General features: G+C 25.1%; 13 protein-coding genes and 1 tRNA gene. 12 read left to right on the top strand and 2 right to left on the bottom strand.

All coding sequences use genetic code 4. The features are described 5' to 3' along the window. From tig to AACL01_RS02080, 5 genes are all read left to right on the top strand, one after another. Entirely contained in the window at positions 1–1,296 is a 1,296-nt protein-coding gene (tig, locus tag AACL01_RS02100; protein ID WP_339022398.1) for a trigger factor, read from the top strand. A gap of 113 nt (positions 1,297–1,409) precedes the next feature. Beyond that, a complete protein-coding gene (gene lon, locus AACL01_RS02095; RefSeq protein WP_339022397.1) occupies positions 1,410–3,788 on the top strand; it encodes an endopeptidase La in 2,379 nt (792 codons plus the stop codon). 114 nt (positions 3,789–3,902) lie between these two features. After that, positions 3,903–4,169, top strand: a complete 267-nt coding sequence (gene rpsO / locus AACL01_RS02090) for a 30S ribosomal protein S15 (RefSeq protein WP_339022396.1) — start codon at positions 3,903–3,905, stop codon at positions 4,167–4,169. Between the two features lie 66 nt (positions 4,170–4,235). Further along, positions 4,236–4,309, top strand: a tRNA-Gly gene (locus AACL01_RS02085). A 62-nt stretch (positions 4,310–4,371) separates the two neighbouring features. Continuing rightward, the gene (locus AACL01_RS02080) at positions 4,372–5,106 is read left to right on the top strand and encodes a DxFTY motif-containing membrane protein (protein WP_339022395.1); all 735 of its coding nucleotides are present in this window, start codon (positions 4,372–4,374) and stop codon (positions 5,104–5,106) included. Here the strand turns inward: AACL01_RS02080 and AACL01_RS02075 are convergent. Beyond that, positions 5,103–5,897 carry a hypothetical protein gene (locus tag AACL01_RS02075; protein WP_339022394.1) on the bottom strand — a complete coding sequence of 265 codons (795 nt, stop codon included), beginning with the start codon at positions 5,895–5,897 and terminating at the stop codon, positions 5,103–5,105. The two genes, AACL01_RS02080 and AACL01_RS02075, sit on opposite strands and share 4 nt — an antisense overlap. Before the next feature lie 57 nt (positions 5,898–5,954). Here AACL01_RS02075 and AACL01_RS02070 point away from each other — a divergent pair, with 57 nt between their 5' ends. Next, positions 5,955–6,470, top strand: coding sequence for a tRNA (cytidine(34)-2'-O)-methyltransferase (locus AACL01_RS02070; protein ID WP_339022392.1), 516 nt, complete (start codon positions 5,955–5,957; stop codon positions 6,468–6,470). A 38-nt stretch (positions 6,471–6,508) separates the two neighbouring features. On the opposite strand, the gene AACL01_RS02065 is transcribed toward AACL01_RS02070, so the two are convergent. Next, positions 6,509–7,399, bottom strand: coding sequence for an MIP/aquaporin family protein (locus tag AACL01_RS02065; protein ID WP_339022390.1), 891 nt, complete (start codon positions 7,397–7,399; stop codon positions 6,509–6,511). A gap of 146 nt (positions 7,400–7,545) precedes the next feature. Between AACL01_RS02065 and AACL01_RS02060 the strand changes: the two genes are divergently transcribed. From AACL01_RS02060 to AACL01_RS02035, 6 genes are all read left to right on the top strand, one after another. Continuing rightward, complete coding sequence (locus AACL01_RS02060) at positions 7,546–8,919, top strand: DEAD/DEAH box helicase (RefSeq protein WP_339022389.1); 1,374 nt, start codon at positions 7,546–7,548, stop codon at positions 8,917–8,919. A gap of 95 nt (positions 8,920–9,014) precedes the next feature. Next, on the top strand, positions 9,015–10,550 hold the full coding sequence (fib, locus tag AACL01_RS02055; protein WP_339022388.1) for a cytoskeletal motor fibril protein Fib: 1,536 nt from the start codon (positions 9,015–9,017) through the stop codon (positions 10,548–10,550). A gap of 7 nt (positions 10,551–10,557) precedes the next feature. Further along, a complete protein-coding gene (locus AACL01_RS02050; protein ID WP_339022387.1) occupies positions 10,558–11,115 on the top strand; it encodes a hypothetical protein in 558 nt (185 codons plus the stop codon). A gap of 57 nt (positions 11,116–11,172) precedes the next feature. Further along, entirely contained in the window at positions 11,173–15,039 is a 3,867-nt protein-coding gene (locus tag AACL01_RS02045; RefSeq protein ID WP_339022386.1) for a protein translocase SecDF, variant type, read from the top strand. A gap of 4 nt (positions 15,040–15,043) precedes the next feature. Continuing rightward, positions 15,044–15,559, top strand: coding sequence for an adenine phosphoribosyltransferase (locus tag AACL01_RS02040; RefSeq protein WP_422397973.1), 516 nt, complete (start codon positions 15,044–15,046; stop codon positions 15,557–15,559). 21 nt (positions 15,560–15,580) lie between these two features. Next, positions 15,581–18,013, top strand: coding sequence for a RelA/SpoT family protein (locus AACL01_RS02035; protein ID WP_339022384.1), 2,433 nt, complete (start codon positions 15,581–15,583; stop codon positions 18,011–18,013). Positions 18,014–18,178: the final 165 nt, after the last annotated feature.

Genomic DNA, 18,178 nt, shown 5'->3' with positions numbered 1-18,178 from the left:
ATGAATTTTAAAGAACAAAAATCCAAAGTGGTTGGACAAGGGCAATGAATTATTACAATTGATGGTAAAGAATGAAAAGAATTAGTTGTCAAAGGAAAAAACAGGGTTAGAGCAAATGTTCAAATTGATGGTTTTAGAAAGGGTAAAGCCCCAGAATCAGAAATAGTTAAATATTTAACACCAGATAAATATTTAAGAGAAGCATATAGATCCGCAATTATGCCAGCATTTGATTTTGCTAAATCTCAAGAAACTAAAATTGAACCATTTTCTTCACCTGCACCAAAGGTTACTAAAATAAATGAAGAAATGTGTGAAATAGTATTTGAATTTGATTTAAAACCAATTATCAAAATCAATAGTTATACAGGATATAAAGGAAAAGATTTAGTTAAAGAAGAGGCAAAAGTAACTAAAGAAGAACTAGAAAAAGCAATTGAAGATCAAAGAAATAAAATGGCTTTAGAAAAAACAAGAGCAAAAACTGCTGCAATTAAAGATGGTGATGTTGTTGTATTTGATTTTGAAGGTTTTGTTGATGGAAAAACTTTTGAGGGTGGAAAAGCGCAAGATTATAAATTAACAATTGGTTCTAATCAATTCATTCCTGGTTTTGAAACATCTATGATAGGAAAAAAACTTGGTAAAACAGAAATTGAAGTTAAATTTCCGAAAGACTATGGTGTAAAAGATCTTTCTAATAAAAAAGCAATCTTTAAATTAGATATTAAAGAAATTAAAGAAAGAATTTTACCTAAAAAAGATGATGAATTAGCACTAGATTTAAATATTAAAAATGTTAAAACTTATAAAGAATTAGAAGAATATATTACAGAAAATATTAAAAAACAAAAACAAGAAAATAACAAAAATATTTTTGTTAACAATGTAATTAGAAAAATTGTGGAAGCATCAGAAATTGAAATTCCAAAATCAGCAATTGATGGTGAAGTACAAAATCTTTATAAAGAGTTTGAACAAAAAGTTATGTCTCAAGGTTTAACAATGAAAATCTACCAAGAACAAACTGGTTTAACAAATGAAGCAATAAAAGCAGAACTTGTTGATGACGCCACAGCAAGATTACAAAGTTATTTAGTAACTGATCACGTTAGAAATTCAGAAAATTTTGTTGTAAGTGATGAAGAATCAAAAGAAAAATTAAAAGCTATAGCAACATCATTTGGTGTTGAAGAAGATTATTTATTAAAAAACAAAATAATTTCAGAACAACAAATTGCGGAAGAAGTAATTAGAGAAAAAATCGTAGAATTTTTATTCCAAAACAATGGATAAAAAATTCTATTTTTTATAAATATTTAAAAACAAATTAATAAGTATATTTTTTAGCACTTTCATTGTTTAAGTGCTAAAAGTGTGATAATATATTTATTGTAAAAGGAGTTATTATGAAAAAAATACCAGCACTAGTTACTAGGGGAAGCTTCGTATTTCCCAAACATGAACAAATTCTAGAAATTGGAAGGGATGTTACTATTCAAGCTTTAAATTTGTCAAAAGAGAAATTTAATAATGAAATAATTCTTGTTTCACAAAAAGATCCTTTAAAAGATGATGTTAAACCAGAAGACATTTTTCAGTTCGGAGTTTTAGCAACATTCACAATTAAAAAACAATGAAAAGATGGAACATTATCAATAAATGTGAAATCATTAAAAAGAGCAAAAGACTTAAAGCTTTCGAAAGAAAATGATACATTTTTTGCTACTTACACCGAAATAGAACCAATTAATAATTCAGAAGAAAATTCTAAAAAAATTATTTATTTAATTGAAGGTTTGGCAAAAGAAAATGCTGAAATTCCTTCAGAAATTGAGGATATATTAAATAATCCTTCTTATAAAGAAGATACTGATTTCTTGGTTGATTCAGCAGCGCAACTAATTCCATTTATTTCTATTGCTAAAAAACAAGAAATATTAGAAGAAATTAATCCAATTAAAAGAATGGAATTAATAATTAAAATTATGGAAGAAAAACAAGCATCTTCTGATATAGAATCATCAATTTCAAAAAAAATTAAAACTAAAGTTGATAATCAACAAAGAGAATATTTTTTAAGAGAAAAACTAAAAGTTATTAAAGAAGAACTTGGCGAATTAGATGCAGAAAATGATGATTTAAAAAAATATCGTAAAATGATTGAAGATAATCCATATCCAGATTATATTAAAAAAAGAATTTCACAAGAACTTGACCGTCTAGAATCAATGCATCCAGGTTCATCAGAAGCAAATGTTTTAAGAAGTTATATTGATTGAATTATGTCAATTCCATGATTTGAAAAATCAGAAGAAAATATCAACTTAGAAAAAGCACAAAAAATTTTAGATGAAGATCATTTTGGACTTGAAAAACCTAAAGAAAGAATTATTGAATACCTTGCAGTTAAACAAAACACAAATAAAATTAAAGGTCAAATAATTACTTTAGTAGGTCCCCCCGGAGTAGGAAAAACTTCACTTGCCAAATCTATTGCCAAATCTATGAATAGAAATTTTGTAAAAATTTCTCTAGGTGGAGTTAGAGATGAAGCTGAAATTAGAGGACATCGAAAAACTTATATTGGTTCATCACCTGGAAGAATTATTCAAGGAATGAAAAAAGCAAAAGTAATTAATCCAGTTTTCTTATTAGACGAAATTGACAAAATGGGAAAAGATCATAGGGGTGATCCAGCTTCAGCAATGTTAGAAGTACTTGATCCAGAGCAAAACTCACACTTTTCAGATCACTATATTGAAGAAGAGTATGACTTATCAAATGTTGTTTTCATTGCAACAGCAAACTATCCAGGTGATATTCCAGAAGCATTATATGACCGTATGGATATGATAGAACTTTCAAGTTATACAGAAATTGAGAAAAAAACCATTGCTAAAAAACATTTAGTTCCAAAAATTCTTAAAGAATATAATATTGATAAAAAAGAACTAAAAATTTCTGATGAAGCAATTGATGAAATGATTAAATATTACACAAGAGAAGCTGGTGTAAGACAATTGGAAAGATTAATTTCATCTGTTGCTAGAAAATATATCGTTAAAAAAATTAAAGACAAAATTACTTCACTAGTTGTTACAAAAGAAGTAATTACAGAAATGCTTAAAAAAAGAATATTTGAACATACATTAAAAGAAGAAGTATCACAAGCGGGAGTTGTTACTGGTCTTGCTTATACACAATATGGTGGAGATATTTTACCAATTGAGGTAACTCATTTTCCTGGAAAAGGTGGTTTGGTCTTAACTGGTAAACTTGGTGATGTTATGAAAGAATCAGCTGCTATTGCATATGATTATGTAAAGTCAAACTATAAAAGATTTGGTATTCCGAAAGAAGTATTTGCACAAAACGATGTTCATATTCACGTACCAGAAGGAGCAGTTCCAAAAGATGGTCCAAGTGCTGGTGTTGCAATAACTACAGCAATTATCTCTTCATTAACAGGAACGCCTGTTTCTAGAGAAATTGGTATGACTGGTGAAATAACATTAAGAGGGTTGGTATTTCCAATTGGTGGATTAAAGGAAAAATCTATTTCTGCGCACAGAAGTGGATTAACAAGAATAATTATTCCTTTTAAAAACCAAAAAGATCTTGACGCAATTCCGAAAGAAGTTAAAGATAAGTTAGAAATTAGTTTTGCTAAAACTTATGATGAAGTTTATGAAATTATATTTAATAAAAAAATATCTGAGTATAAAATTGAGCTTCCAACGTTTGATTTAATACCAAGTGAACAAAACAAAAAAGCCACAAATTAGTGGTTTTTTTTTATAAAATAATATATAATTTTTTTGTATTTGATGCATTGATAAATTATCCCTTTGTAATTTACCTTTGCTTCAATGATTTACAAACACAAAAAGGGGTCCAAAATGGTAACTAAAACACAAAAAGAAAGTGTTATTAAAAAATATGGAAATAGTGCTAAAGATTCAGGAAGTGCAGAAGTTCAAATTTCAATTTTAACTTTACATATTGCTAATCTTTCAGAACATTTAAAAATCCATAAAAAAGACATTACTTCAAAAAGAAGTTTATTAAAAAAAGTTGCTCAAAGAAGAAGATTATTAAATTTCTTATTAAGAAATGATGTAAAACGCTATAAAGCAATAATTGAAAAACTAAAAATTAGAAAATAATAAAATATTATTTTTATATAAATTTTATTGAAAAAATATAAATATTATATAATATTTTATTGTAATGCGGGTGTAGTTTAATGGTAGAACTTCAGCCTTCCAAGCTGACTGTGAGGGTTCGATTCCCTTCACCCGCTCCAAAAGAAACAAAACTGACTTTATGTCAGTTTTTTATTTATAATTATTTTATATAGAGGTTAACATGAGAACTTGAATCACGAGAATTTGTTTTGAAACAAAAGAATCCATTGATGAAAAAACAGATTTTTTTTTAATGACATTTTGAATACTTATATCATCTCTAATTCCTGGAATAATTATTTGATTAACAATTGGGTACGATTTTAATTTAACTACATTAACACACAAAAATATAACTAGAGCATTAGTAACAATCGGATATATTTTTTGAGTTTATTTAAGCTGCATTTTGTTTTATATCTTTGCATTGATCAAATCAGAAATGTTTATGTTTAATACGGGTTTTGTTTTAATTATTATTACAGTTATTTTTTCAAAACCATTAGTTGATAATATGCTTTCTAATTCTAGTCACAAAGAAACAATAGAATTAATTATTAGATTTATAGTTGCAATTTTTATGGGTATAGTTGGAATTATTTGTGGTGCTGTTTTTCACTGATTTCTATTAAATAGAGAATTTAAAATTAAAGAATGATATGAAAACAAATATAATCTTTTGTTAAATAACTCTAGTGAAATTTCTCAAAAAGATAAAAAAAGAATTGAAAAAATAAATTTAAAAATTCAAAAAATAAATACAGAACAAGAATTAAAACTTTTAAAAAATGAGCAAAAATTAAAATTAGTGGATGAAAAACTTAATAAGCATTTAGATAAAGTTTCTAAAATAAATCAAAAACTTGATGAAAAAGAAAAAAAAGCTAAAGAAAAAGAAAAAGATATTAAATTCTAGAAGGGTAACTTTCTAGAAAAAACATATCTTTTTTTAATTTCCATTATTTCTTTATAATTACTATTAGAAGTTATTTCTCACATATAATTTGCCCAATAATATCACAAGATATCTTGATAATAAATTTCTTCTTTAACATATATTAATTCTTGTTTATTAATATAATTAATATCTAATAAAACATTAACAAAAACCATAATATCTTTATCATTAACAAGCGACTCGCTAATAAAACTCGCTAGATCAAAATATTTATTATTTAACATAACAAAATCATAGTCAATTATTTTTATCTCATTTTCCTTTATTAAAAAATTATCTTTAATCAAGTCATTATGACTAACAACTAAGTTATTAGCATTTAAACTATCTAATTTTTTAATTACAACATTTAATTTTTCTTTATCAAAAATTAATTCATTATCATGAACATTTTTTAAAAACAAGTTTAAAAAATGTTCATGATTAAACGTTTTAATATTATTTTTATTTATTTTTAAATTATGAAATTTAACAATAGCTTCAGATATTAATAATAACTTTTCTTTATTTAAGTTTTTAATATCTATTGTGTTTCAAGTTTTTAGATAGTTAAAATGAGAAAATAGTTTTTCATTTTCTATTTTAAAATAAATAGGCTTTAAAATTATATTTTCATCACAATTTAATATTTCATTTAAAAAGTTGTATTCATTTTTTTTATCTAAAAAAGTTCTAGTTTCTTTTTTAGATTCTTTAACTACTAGATTATTTTTTAAATAAACATTATTTGATAAACTATTAAATTTCATTTAATCACCTTACTAAAATTATAAAGTATAATATCTAATAATAAGGTAAAGGTAAGCATGAGAAAAATTAATGTTATTTTATATGAACCAGAAATTGTTAATAATGTTGGTTCTATTATGCGAACATGCGCATTAACAAATGTAAGACTTCATTTAATCGAACCATTTGGTTTTATATTTGACAAAAGAAATTTTGCAAGAAGCAGTGCAAATACTTTTGAGGGATGTGAATATGTTTTATATGATGATTGAAATGATTTTTGTAATAAAAATAAACAAATTAAATTATTTTGTTTAACTAGATATGGCAAAAAACCTTTATCAGATAATAATTTCACAAAAGTTAATGATGAAATATTTATTATGTTTGGAAGAGAGTCAACAGGTATTCCAAAAGATATTTTAAAAGCCAATATTGATAATTGTTTTAGATTACCAATGGTAAAAGAGGGTAGAAGTTTAAATGTTTCCAATACTGTTGCTATTTGTATATATGAAGTACTAAGACAATGAGATTATATGGATTTATCAAAAGTTGAAGTTGAAAAGGGTGAAGACTATTTATTAAAATAAAAAAATATGGCTAAACCATATTTTTTTATTTTAATTTTTTATTGAACTGCGGCAATTGCTAATGTTAATAAACCGCACATTAAACCACCTGTAAGTGGCGCAAAAACTGGTACTCAAGCGTATTCTCATTCAGCATCGTTTTTATCTTTATTTGGTAAAGGTAATAATGCAAATATTATTCTTGGTCCTAAATCTCTAGAAGGATTTAAGGCTGGACCTGTAACTGAACCAGAAGAAATAACTAATAACATTACAATTATTCCAGCTGTAATTGCAAATCAGAATAATACCATAGTACTATCTTTTTCTCCTGCTAAAGTAGTTGGTAATAATTGTCCGAATGCCACTTTTAATGAAAATAATAAAAAGAAAGTTCCAATGCATTCTTCAAAGAAAGCAACTTTAATTGCTGTACTTTTTGAAGACTTATCTGTTTTTGGTCTTGTTGTTGAATGCATGGCAATTATTTTTCCATTATCTTCAGTTTCTCTGAAAGATAAAATAAATATTCCATCTAATAATAGTTGTGCAAGCATTGCTCCGATTATTTGGAAAACTATTGCCCCAATTGCTCAAAGTGCTCATAAATTTCCTACTTCATTGTAAATTGTTTTTATGCCATGATTACTAGACATTCCTAATTTATTTGCTATTGTAATAACAATATCATTCAATGTAGCTGCTGGGTTGATTTGGTGATCAGATGAACCTGCACATAATACACCGACAAATACTGCAAATCCATATCCTATTCCAACTCCCAATCAGTTCATTCCATTTCTACCTGTGACAGTTGCCCCTTTAGTTTTTTTAAGCTCGTAACAAGCAACAGTTCCATTTCCAATAAATACTAAGCAAAGTGATCCTATCATTTCACTTAGTAAAAATTGAAAAATAGTTGCGTGACTAGCGTCTGCTAACAAAAACATTGTTTTCTTCCTCCACTAATTGTATTTTTTAATATTTAAAAAAGCTATTGCTTTTTACTTAAATATAATACAACTTTTTATAAAAAAATTTTAAATAAAAATAAATATTGTATTATTTTATATAATTATATTAATAGGGGTTAATTATGAATTTTATTGATTTTGGGTTTAAGAAGTTTATTTATGATGCATTGGAGAATATTAAGTTTCAAAAACCAACTGATATTCAAAAACAAGTAATTCCATTATTGATGAAAAGAAGATCAATTGTGGCACAATCTCAAACTGGAACAGGAAAAACACATGCGTTTTTATTACCGCTAATTAATAATTCAGATTTTGATAATTTGAGTACAATTCAATTAACAATTATTACTCCTACAAGGGAACTTGCACGTCAAATATATGCAAATATAAAAGAAATTATTAAATATAAAGAAGATATTAAAGCTGGTGTTTTTGTTGGCGGGGATGACTATCAAAAACAAGTTGAACTTTTAAAAAATGTTCAACCAACAATAATAGTTGGTACTCCAACACGATTAAAAAAATTATATGAAGACAAAATTTTGCAAATAACTAATACAAATAATTTTGTTATTGATGAATGTGACATGATTTTCGACTTAGGGTTTATAGAAGATGTTGATTTTATTTTAAGCAAATCAAAACAAACTGCTAATATTTCATTATTTTCAGCAACTATTCCTAATGCTTTAAAACCATTTTTAAAAAAATATTTAAAGAACACAATATTTATTGATATTAAAGAAAAAAATCCTACAAGTAAAAATGTAAAACATATTCTTTTATGAACCAGAAATAAAGATAATGAAAAAGTATTTAAGTTTTTATTAAAAAAAATTAATCCATATGTATGCATGGTTTTTGTTAATAAAAAAGAGCAAGTTTCTGATGTTGTTCGTTGAATAAAAGACTCAGGAATTCAAAAAGTTGGAGAACTTCACTCTAACCTAGATGCCAGACAAAGAATAATTATGCAAAAAAGAATTCAAGCAATGGAATTTAAATGAATTGTAGCAACAGATATTGCCGCAAGAGGTATTGACATTGATGGAGTTAGTCACGTAATTTCTATAGATCTTCCAGTAAATATTGAATATTACATTCATAGAAGTGGAAGAACAGGAAGAAAAGATTATAAAGGCGAAAGTTATGTATTCTTTAATTATGAAAATGAAAAATTAATCAATAAATTAAAATTAATCAATATTGATTTTGAAAATAAAAAAATTGTAAATGATGACATTGTAGATGCAAATAAGCAAAAAACAAAAAAAGTTTATATTGAAGATTCAGAACTAAGTATTAAATCTAAAAAAATTATTGAAAGTTTTCAAGGTAAAAAAGTTAAACCTGGTTATAAAAAGAAACGTAAATTACAAATTGAAAAAGTTAAAAAAGATATTAGAAGAAAACACATTAAAGAAAACATTGCGAAAATCAAAAAAGAAAAATATAAACAAAGAAGACAAAGACTTTTTGATGATGATAAATAGGTTAAAATAAGTTTTACTTTTAAAAATCTAATTATATATATGTAAATATAATTATAACATATATAATATTATTAATATTTACGTGAGGGAAATAAATGATAGCGATTATTTCGACAACATATTTTGAATATAATATACAAAACATTAAAGGAAAATTTACTGTTAAAGAAAAATTTTGATGAAAAAATGTTTTAATACAAAGAATAGAAACTAAATCAAATAATTATTTAATTGTGACATGTGGCTATGGTAAAGCTAATGCTGCAATGGCTTTAACATACATAATAGAAAAATTTCCTAATGTAAAAACAATAATTAATGTAGATATTGCATTATCAACAAATTCTAATTTAAAAACAGGAGATGTTATTCTTGGTAATAACTTTATTTATCATGATTCAGATTTAACAATTTTTGAAGATGTTAAGTTTGGACAAATTTTAAATGAACCAGATGTTTTTAGTTTTGATGACAAAAATTTATCAAACAAATTAAAAAATTTAAAAATGGGATTTAAAACAGGTGTTATCGGAACAGCAGATACTTTAATTTATAATTCAAAACAATTAAAAGAACTAATTGATAAATTTGGGTATAGCATTGATGTTATTGACACTGAAGCTGGAGTTTTTGCGCAAATTGCAAATAAATCTAATATTGACTTTGCTTCAATAAAAGTTGTTTTTAACAATGCACTTTCATCATGAGAAAATGATCCACTAAAAAGTTTAAGAATTCAAGAAGCTATTAACAAAATGAAATTTATTATTTTAAAAATAATGATTTTCATGTCAACAAAATTAAAAGTTAAGTTTAAGGGTTCAACTGAAGCTGAAGTTGATATTTATAGTGATTTAACTTATTACTTCCAAGATGAATGATTAAAAAATTATGTAAAAAAACCTGCCAAAATTGTTTTTGAAAAACCACCATTAGTATTTGTTTTTAATAAGAAAAACTTAGTAGCGGGTTCTATTGAATTAGTTAATATTGATAATAAAGTTACTAATAATGATTTTTTAAATAATTATTTTCAAGAATATAGATCAGATAGTGGTTTTTGAAATGAGAGAAACCAGTATTTAGCATATATAAATATTGATAAAGAAGACATATTATTTAACAAATCAACTAGAAATAAACCTCAAACAAAAAGATTTACAATAGAACAGTATGCACAATTTGTTTGCAAAAAAATTCAAGAAGAATGTGCTAAAAAAGAAAAAATTAGTTATAAAGGTGTTGTTATTGCTAATAGAAACCTAATTGTTAATTTAAAGATTAAACCATCATACTATATTGCAGATATTAAAAATAAAAGATTAATTCAAGATAAAAAAATAGCTTCAGTATTATTTAAAACTGAACTTTCAAATTTATTTAATAAATATTTAAAAAGTGTTGAGAGTCCATATAAAAAAATCACAATTTTGATTAAATTACCTTATGCAAAACAAAAATTAGCACAATTGTTTTTATTTAATTCATGTAATAAAATTAATCAAAGAATAAAATTTAAAGAAATTAAAAAACCTAGAAAATATAAGGATATGTACATTGTTGATATTTTAAGATCAGATAATGATACTTCAAAATTTGGGGATATTAGTATTAATCTAGATATGTCATAAGGAATTTATGTTAAGTAAAGAAAAAGAAAAATTAGTTAATCAAATTGTCAGTGAAGCTTTATTTGAATTGTTTAGCATTACAGAAGAAGAAGTTACTGTTGAATTGTTTCAACAATTTTTAACTAACAAATATTTTTTAGAACACTACATGGTAACTAAAAATAACTACAAATTAGAAGATGTTATTGATAGTTTAGATAAAGCTCCAAAAGATAGTTTTAGAGAATTGATATCTAAATCAAAAAATAAACCAAATACTGAACAACCAAGACAATTAGAAAAACTTGATACAAACAGTCCTAAAACATTTGGTGAAATTATTAATGTTGCGAAAAAAAATGCCAAAATTTTAGAAGAAAATTCTTTTACTAAACCAACAAGCGAAGAAGAAGAGTTGATTTTAAGAATTGCCGAAGAACGCGGGCAAAATAAATATGATGCAGAAATTTTACGTGAATTAATTATTGCAAGACAAAAGAAAAAACGTCAAGGCACTAATGTTAATAACTATTTTGATGAAGTAAAAGACAAAAAAAACAATTACTTAAAAAATAAAAATAGTTAAATATTATTGATTACTATATTATAATAAATAGTGTTAATTAAACAAGAACGTGATAGAGTGAAAAAAAGAAATTGAATATTTAGGCTATTTATAGCTATTGCCATTTTTGCATGCTTAGTTTCAGGGGTATTTATATCTGCTTCTGAAATTTTTAATAGTGCAAAATTAGATTCCACATTTAATGGAACTTATGAAGCATTAGTTAGTGTTAATAATATTAATTCTAAAAAAACTGATGGAGATAATAAACCAAATGGAGATTCCAAAGAAGCGGCAGAAATCTTATACAAAAGATTAAGCCCCTTAGGTACAAACGACATCACTATTGAACGTGAGGGTTTAAATTATTTACGTGTTAAAACAAGAGCTTCAAATTACAATAATAAAACTTTATTTAAAAATGATATTGAAAAATCTGGTAATGTTTACATTTTGTCAAAAGATTCTAAAGATTCACAAAATAAATATAGTGATTTATTATTTACTAAAAAAAGATCTCTAAAAGATTCACAAAACGCTGCCGAAAAAAGTCCATTAAGTGACAAAATTTCTTCTGCTACTTCATCACCAATTAAATCAGGTACACAAAAACTTCCAGCTATTACATATAATTTAAAAAGTGGGGCAGACTTTTTATTTCCTGCAGCACCTAAACCCAATGATCCTAGTCAATTAAAAGCGGGCCCAGATGGTGGGGATACTAATTCTGCTAAAATTTCAATTTTATCTGATGCGGATTCACTTTTTAATGACATTCGTAATTATTTTTTATTAATTCGTTCTGATGATATTAGTGAGTCAAAAGCGATTTCAAAATATTATACAAATGTTATAGATAAATTAATTACAATTTATGAAACATCATCTGATGATTTAGAAAAAAATATACTTTATAACTTATTTCATGGAACATATATTGATAAAAACGATACATCAAAACAAAATCCAAGAAAAAGTGCATCATTAATGGATAAAAATTTCCCCAAATCAGTTGATAGTTCATTAACATTTCAAGAAGCATTTAAAAAAATAGCAGATTCATGAGAATTTGATATTGAAACAACAAATTTTATTTACAACACAAACTCTACAGCCGATGATTTCAATAAAGATGAAGGTAAATATAAAAAAGCTTTCTCGGGATATAATTTATCAGCACCATCTGACAAAAAAGAAATTGGTTATGTCGAAGAAATTTTTAATACATTACTTAACACATTGGTGGGAAATTGATTTACAACAAGTAAATCATCTTTAGAAGATTCTTTTGTTAATAGAATCGAAAACTACTTTATTTTTGATGGAGATATTAAAAAAACAGGAACTTCAGCCACTTCAATTAAAAAAGGAACAGGGTATGTTAATGGTAATTCATTAGTTACTGGTGTTGGATCTTATTCAACTGCTAAAATTGGAGAAACAATTTTTAATTCTTCAGGAAAGGGTTATGTATTTAGTGTTAACTCAATATATAACAATGCGCCATTAATTTCTAATACTAAGTTTAAAGTTTTAATTGGATGTGTTGCTTTTGTTTTCTTAATAATTGCATTGTATTTATTATTTGCATATAGATTATTGGGATTATTTGTTTTAGTTGTTGCACTAGCAATTACATTTGGCGCTTTAGCAATTGGTGCAAGTTGATTGTCATTATTTTTTGGACCAGAAACAATTTTAGCTACAATTATTTTGTTTGCCTTAAATACTGAGCTTTCAATGCTAATAATTAATTCTATGAAGAAAAATATCTTTATTGATAAGCGCGGAAACAGAACGTCTTTAAACATTGCTATTAAAGAAAATGCTGGTTTAATTATGGATGTTTTAGCTTGTATTCTTTTACCAAGTGCAATTTTATTTTGAATGTCATCAAGTTCACTAAAAACATTTGCAATGGTAATTATGGTCGGTGTATTACTTGCTGTTATGGGACAATTATTATTTATGTTGTTAAGTAAATTGATTGTTTCAACTGATGTGTTTAAAAAAATGCCTTGGTTATTTATTAAAAATATTAAAGGTAACAATCAATTTGAAATTTTATTTTCAATTAGAAAAGATAATTTAATTAATCAAAAACAAAAATCTATATCAAAAAAACAATTAGCTAAAGTTGAAAAAATTGATTCAAAAATTAAAAAACTTGATGAAATTTATGAAAAAAATGTCGCCAAAAAAGAGGCAACCCTTGTCGGAAAAAAAATTAAATTTAATGAAAAACTCCAAAATCAATTACAAGTTCTAAAATCAAAAGTAAGTACAGAAAAAAATCTTAAAAAAATTAGTAAGTTAAATGACAGAATTGAAGTAGTTGAATTCGCCATTAACCCAAATGCAGTTAATGATGGTGCTTATAATAAAGAAGTAGAAGAATTGAATATATATGAATTAAATAACTTTAAACGTAAATCATCATTAACTTCAAAAATAATTGCATTAGCAATTTTAATTTTAGGAATATTCGCGGGAATAGTGATACCACTAACAGGGTTTGTTTTTGATTCATCATTATCTAATGGGGTTTCATATATTATTTTTGGAAATACAAAAATTAATGAAGCTTTAAATGATTCATTTAGAAATTTAAAAAGTGAAAAATTTAATGCTAAATTTAACACTGAATTAAAAAACATTGAAGATCAATATAAAAAAGATTCAGCAGATGTCAATACTGAAGAAAAACGCTATGAATTAGATCGTGAAACTTTACAACACATATTAGAATTATCATATTTCAACAAGAATTATCTTGAATCAATTATTGGTGATTCAGTTGGTTATGTTGAAAGCCAAGTTTCATTTAAATCTGGTGATGATTTTAATTACAATGGTCAAAATACAAACAATGAATCAAAAATCAAACAATCATGAATTGAAATGTACATTCCAAATATTTCTGCTTCTGATTCTCACAAAATAAAAAAATATTTTGTTTTACTAAATATTGATACTAGTGATGAAAATAATAATAACCCAGTTAATGGGGGATTTATTTCTAAAAAACACATACCAAGTAGTTCAATTAAAATTATTGTTAATTCATTAATTGCCATTTCTGTTTCAGTATTAATATTGGGTGTATATATTATAGTAAGATTTAAATGAACATACTTTATTGCACTTGCATTATCAACAATTTTGTTTATTTTAATCACATCAGCAATTATTTTTGGATTACATTTACCAATTGGTTTATTTACTATTATGGCTGGCTGATTCTTGTACTTGTTCTTTGTTTCGGGAATTATTATTTCTTTTGCTAAATTCCAATCACAAATTTTAGCTAAAGATGAGAGTTCATTAATTAATCACTTTAAAAATGAAATTAATGAAATTATTAAATTAAAATCAATTAAATATGGTCATAAACAAAATATTAAAAACCAAAAAAATAAATTTAATTCAGAAGTGTTTGATCTTAAGTTAGAAAGAAATAACAAAATAAGTAAAGATAAAGAACACAAAAAATCAATTTTAAAAGAATATAAACAAATTATTAAAGCAAAAAAACTTGCATTAAAAAAAGAATTAAAAGAATATAAATTAGTTTCAAAATCAGAATACAAAACAGAAAAACTACAAATTCAAGAAAATATTAGAAAAAATGAAAGAAGCAATAATTACTTATTATTAATTGCTTTAAATGTTTTAAAAGAAAATGTTAATAGATTTATATTTGTAATCTCAGCATATCTATTCCTATTCTTGCTATTTGCAATTTTGCTAACACCAATTTGAGGATTTAGTTTAATATTAATATTGGGAACAGCAATAGGCTGAGTTGTAATTTCTTTTATTGGAATACCATTACTACTAAAAATAGAGCAATCACGAATTAGAAGACGTCTAGCGTTTAAACGTTTTATTAATGGTATTAAGGTTTCTGGTGAAGAACAAATTATCGAAGGAATAAATGACTAAAAAAATAGAATTAGATAAATATATTATAAATGTTGAAAATTTTCCTAAAGAAGGAATTGTTTTCAAAGACATAACACCATTATTAAATGATAAAGATGCATTTAAATATGCAATTGATGAAATGACAAAAATTGTTAATAAACTTAATCCAGATGTGATTATTGGTTCTGAGGCAAGAGGTTTTATATTTGCTTGCGCAATTGCATATGCAACAAATAAAAGATTTGTACCAGTTAGAAAAAAGAACAAATTACCTCGTGAAACATATTCACAAGAATATTTTTATGAATATAACAATGAATGTTTAGAAATTCATAAAGATGCCATTAAAGAAGGGGATACTGTTGTTTTAGTTGATGACTTATTAGCAACTGGTGGAACAGCAAAAGCTCAAATTGAGTTAGTCAAAAAATGTAAAGGTAAAATTTTGGGATCAGTGTTTTTAATTGATCTTGTTAACTTACATGAAGAAGATGTTTTTGATGGTGTAAACTATGAAAGTATTTTAAAGTATAATTAATTACTAAAAGAGGAGTAAATTATGTTTAATTTTAAAAAACAATTTATTACAAAAACAAATTCAAAATTAAAACGACTTACTCCATCTGAGGATTTTAAGTATATCCAAATTACCGACTATGAAGATTTGATGGATGAATGCAAAACATACATTAAAGATAAAGTTGAACTTAAAAAAATTCAAGATGCATACTTTTTTGCAGAAGAAAAACATATTAACCAAAAACGAAAAAGCGGTGAACCATTTATAATTCATCCGCTTTCTTGTGCTTATTATTTAGCTCAATGAAAAATGTCAGCAGATGCAGTTATTGCTGGTTTATTACATGACACAATTGAAGATACCAAAACAGTTCAAAGTGAAATTAATATGATTTTTGGACCTGAAGTTGCCATGATTGTTGAAGCAGTTACTAAAGTTTCATATTTTACTAAAGAAAATCGAGACAAAATAAAAGGTTCATATTTGAAAAAATTATTTGTTTCAATGTCACAAGATGTAAGAGTTATTATTGTTAAAATTGCTGATAGAATGCATAATATTTTAACTTTAGAATTTCAAAAACCAGAAAAACAAATTAAAATTGCTAAAGAAACTCTTGAAATTTTTGTTCCGTTAGCAGCAAGATTGGGTTTAAAAATTGCTAAAGATCTTTTAGAAGATAGTTGTTTTAAAATTCTTAATCCTGAAGGTTATGCGAAAATTCAAGAAAAATTAGATTTTTACAAAGCCGATTTTAAAAAAGAAATGAATGACATTGTTGAATCTATTAATAAAAGAATAGAAAATGAAAGATCAATAGGTAATACTATTGTTTTTGGAAGAGCAAAAACAATCAACTCAATTTATCGTAAGGTAAATTTTTTAAATAAAGAATTTGATGAAATTTATGACATAATGGCTGTACGTATAATTACAGAAAATAAACTTGATTGTTATAGAATATTGGGAATTGTTCATGAAATGTTTGTACCAATTTTTAATAGATTTAAAGATTACATTGCAAATCCTAAAAATAACTTGTATCAATCAATTCATACAAACGTTGTGAATAAAGATGGAAATGTTTTTGAAATTCAGATTAGAACTTTTGACATGAATGAAGTGGCTGAATTTGGAATTGCTGCTCATTGAAAATATAAAGAGGGCGATAAAAAAGATAACAAAAATCTTGGAAATTCAAATGCTGAAGAAGAAAAAATTGACATGTTTGCAAGATTATTAATGTTAGAAAAAACAACTAATGCTACAGCAAATTTTGATGAATTTGATGTATTCCATTCAGAAGAAGATTACATGAATAATTCAAACTTGAGTATGACACAACAAAATGATATTGAAGAAATTGTTCTTGGTGATTATTTATCTGGAACCATTTTTGTTGTTACTCCAGATCAAAAGGTTTGAACATTGCCAAAAAAATCAACACCAATTGATCTAGCTTACAAAATTGGAAATGATGTTGGTAATAAAATTGCTAAAGCTAAAATAAATGGTCAATATAGTCAAATTACTAAAACACTTGATTCAGGAGATGTTGTAGAAATCATTACAGACCCTAATGCTAAACCATCAAGAAAATGACTAAAATCAGTTAAAACAGTTATTGCTAAAAAAGAAATTGAAGCATATATTGCAGTTGATGAACAAAAAGAACGTGAAAAACAAGAAGTTGAAAATATGAAATTAATCAGAAAAGTTAAAATGAATATTGATGATTATATTGCTGCTAAAAAACTTCAAAATCAATTATGTTCTGTTGATGAGTTGCTATCAAGATGTCAAAAAATTGGTTATCCTTCAGTACATGCATTCTTATTAGATGTTGGTTATGGAGCATTCACAATTGAAAATGCCACACGTTTAATTTATTTGAAAGAATCAGGAATCAAAGAACTTAATAATTTAAGAAGTAACATTAAAAAATCTGAAATTGATGCATTGGAAAAAAATAATTTTGTTATAAATAGCACAAAAAATGATGTCATTATTGAAGGTATGAAGGGAATGGATTATGTTTTCTCATCTTGTTGTATGCCAATTCCAAGTGAAGATATTGTTGCGATTGTATATAATAATGAAAAAATTTATATTCATAAACGTAAATGTGATGCAGTTAAAAAATCAAATGCCATTAACAAAGATGAAGAAGCAATTATTGATGCTAAATGAGATCCCAAAAATATTAAAAATAAATCTTATTTAACACAAATATTTATTTTAGCAAAAGATGAAAAAACAGTAATTGATTCAATTTATGAAATCATTATGCCAAGAGAAGAAATTGTTAAAGTAGCTTTAAAAAAATATTCAAAAGCAGAAACATTTGGTGGAGAGATTACTTTATCTATAAATAACATAGAAGAATTAAATGTTATTATTGAATTAATTTCTAAAAATCCAAACATTCAAGAATGTTCAAGAACGGACGGGGCCATTGCTGATAATCAATAAAAATTAGCAAACATAGATATTCCGATATGAAATTACATTAGAAAATAAAAATAAAAAAACTAGATAATGCTAGTTTTTTTTATTTAAAAAATTATTTAATTACCATCTTTAAAAGAGGTGTCTAAAAAATTATTGTTATGTTTCTTTGTTATAATAATTTATAAC

This window comes from Spiroplasma endosymbiont of Crioceris asparagi (assembly GCF_964020035.1).
Taxonomy (GTDB): Bacteria; Bacillota_I; Bacilli_A; order Mycoplasmatales; family Mycoplasmataceae; genus TIUS-1.
Note: the sequence above shows the minus strand (reverse complement) of the source record. Positions and strands in the feature narration are given on the sequence as shown.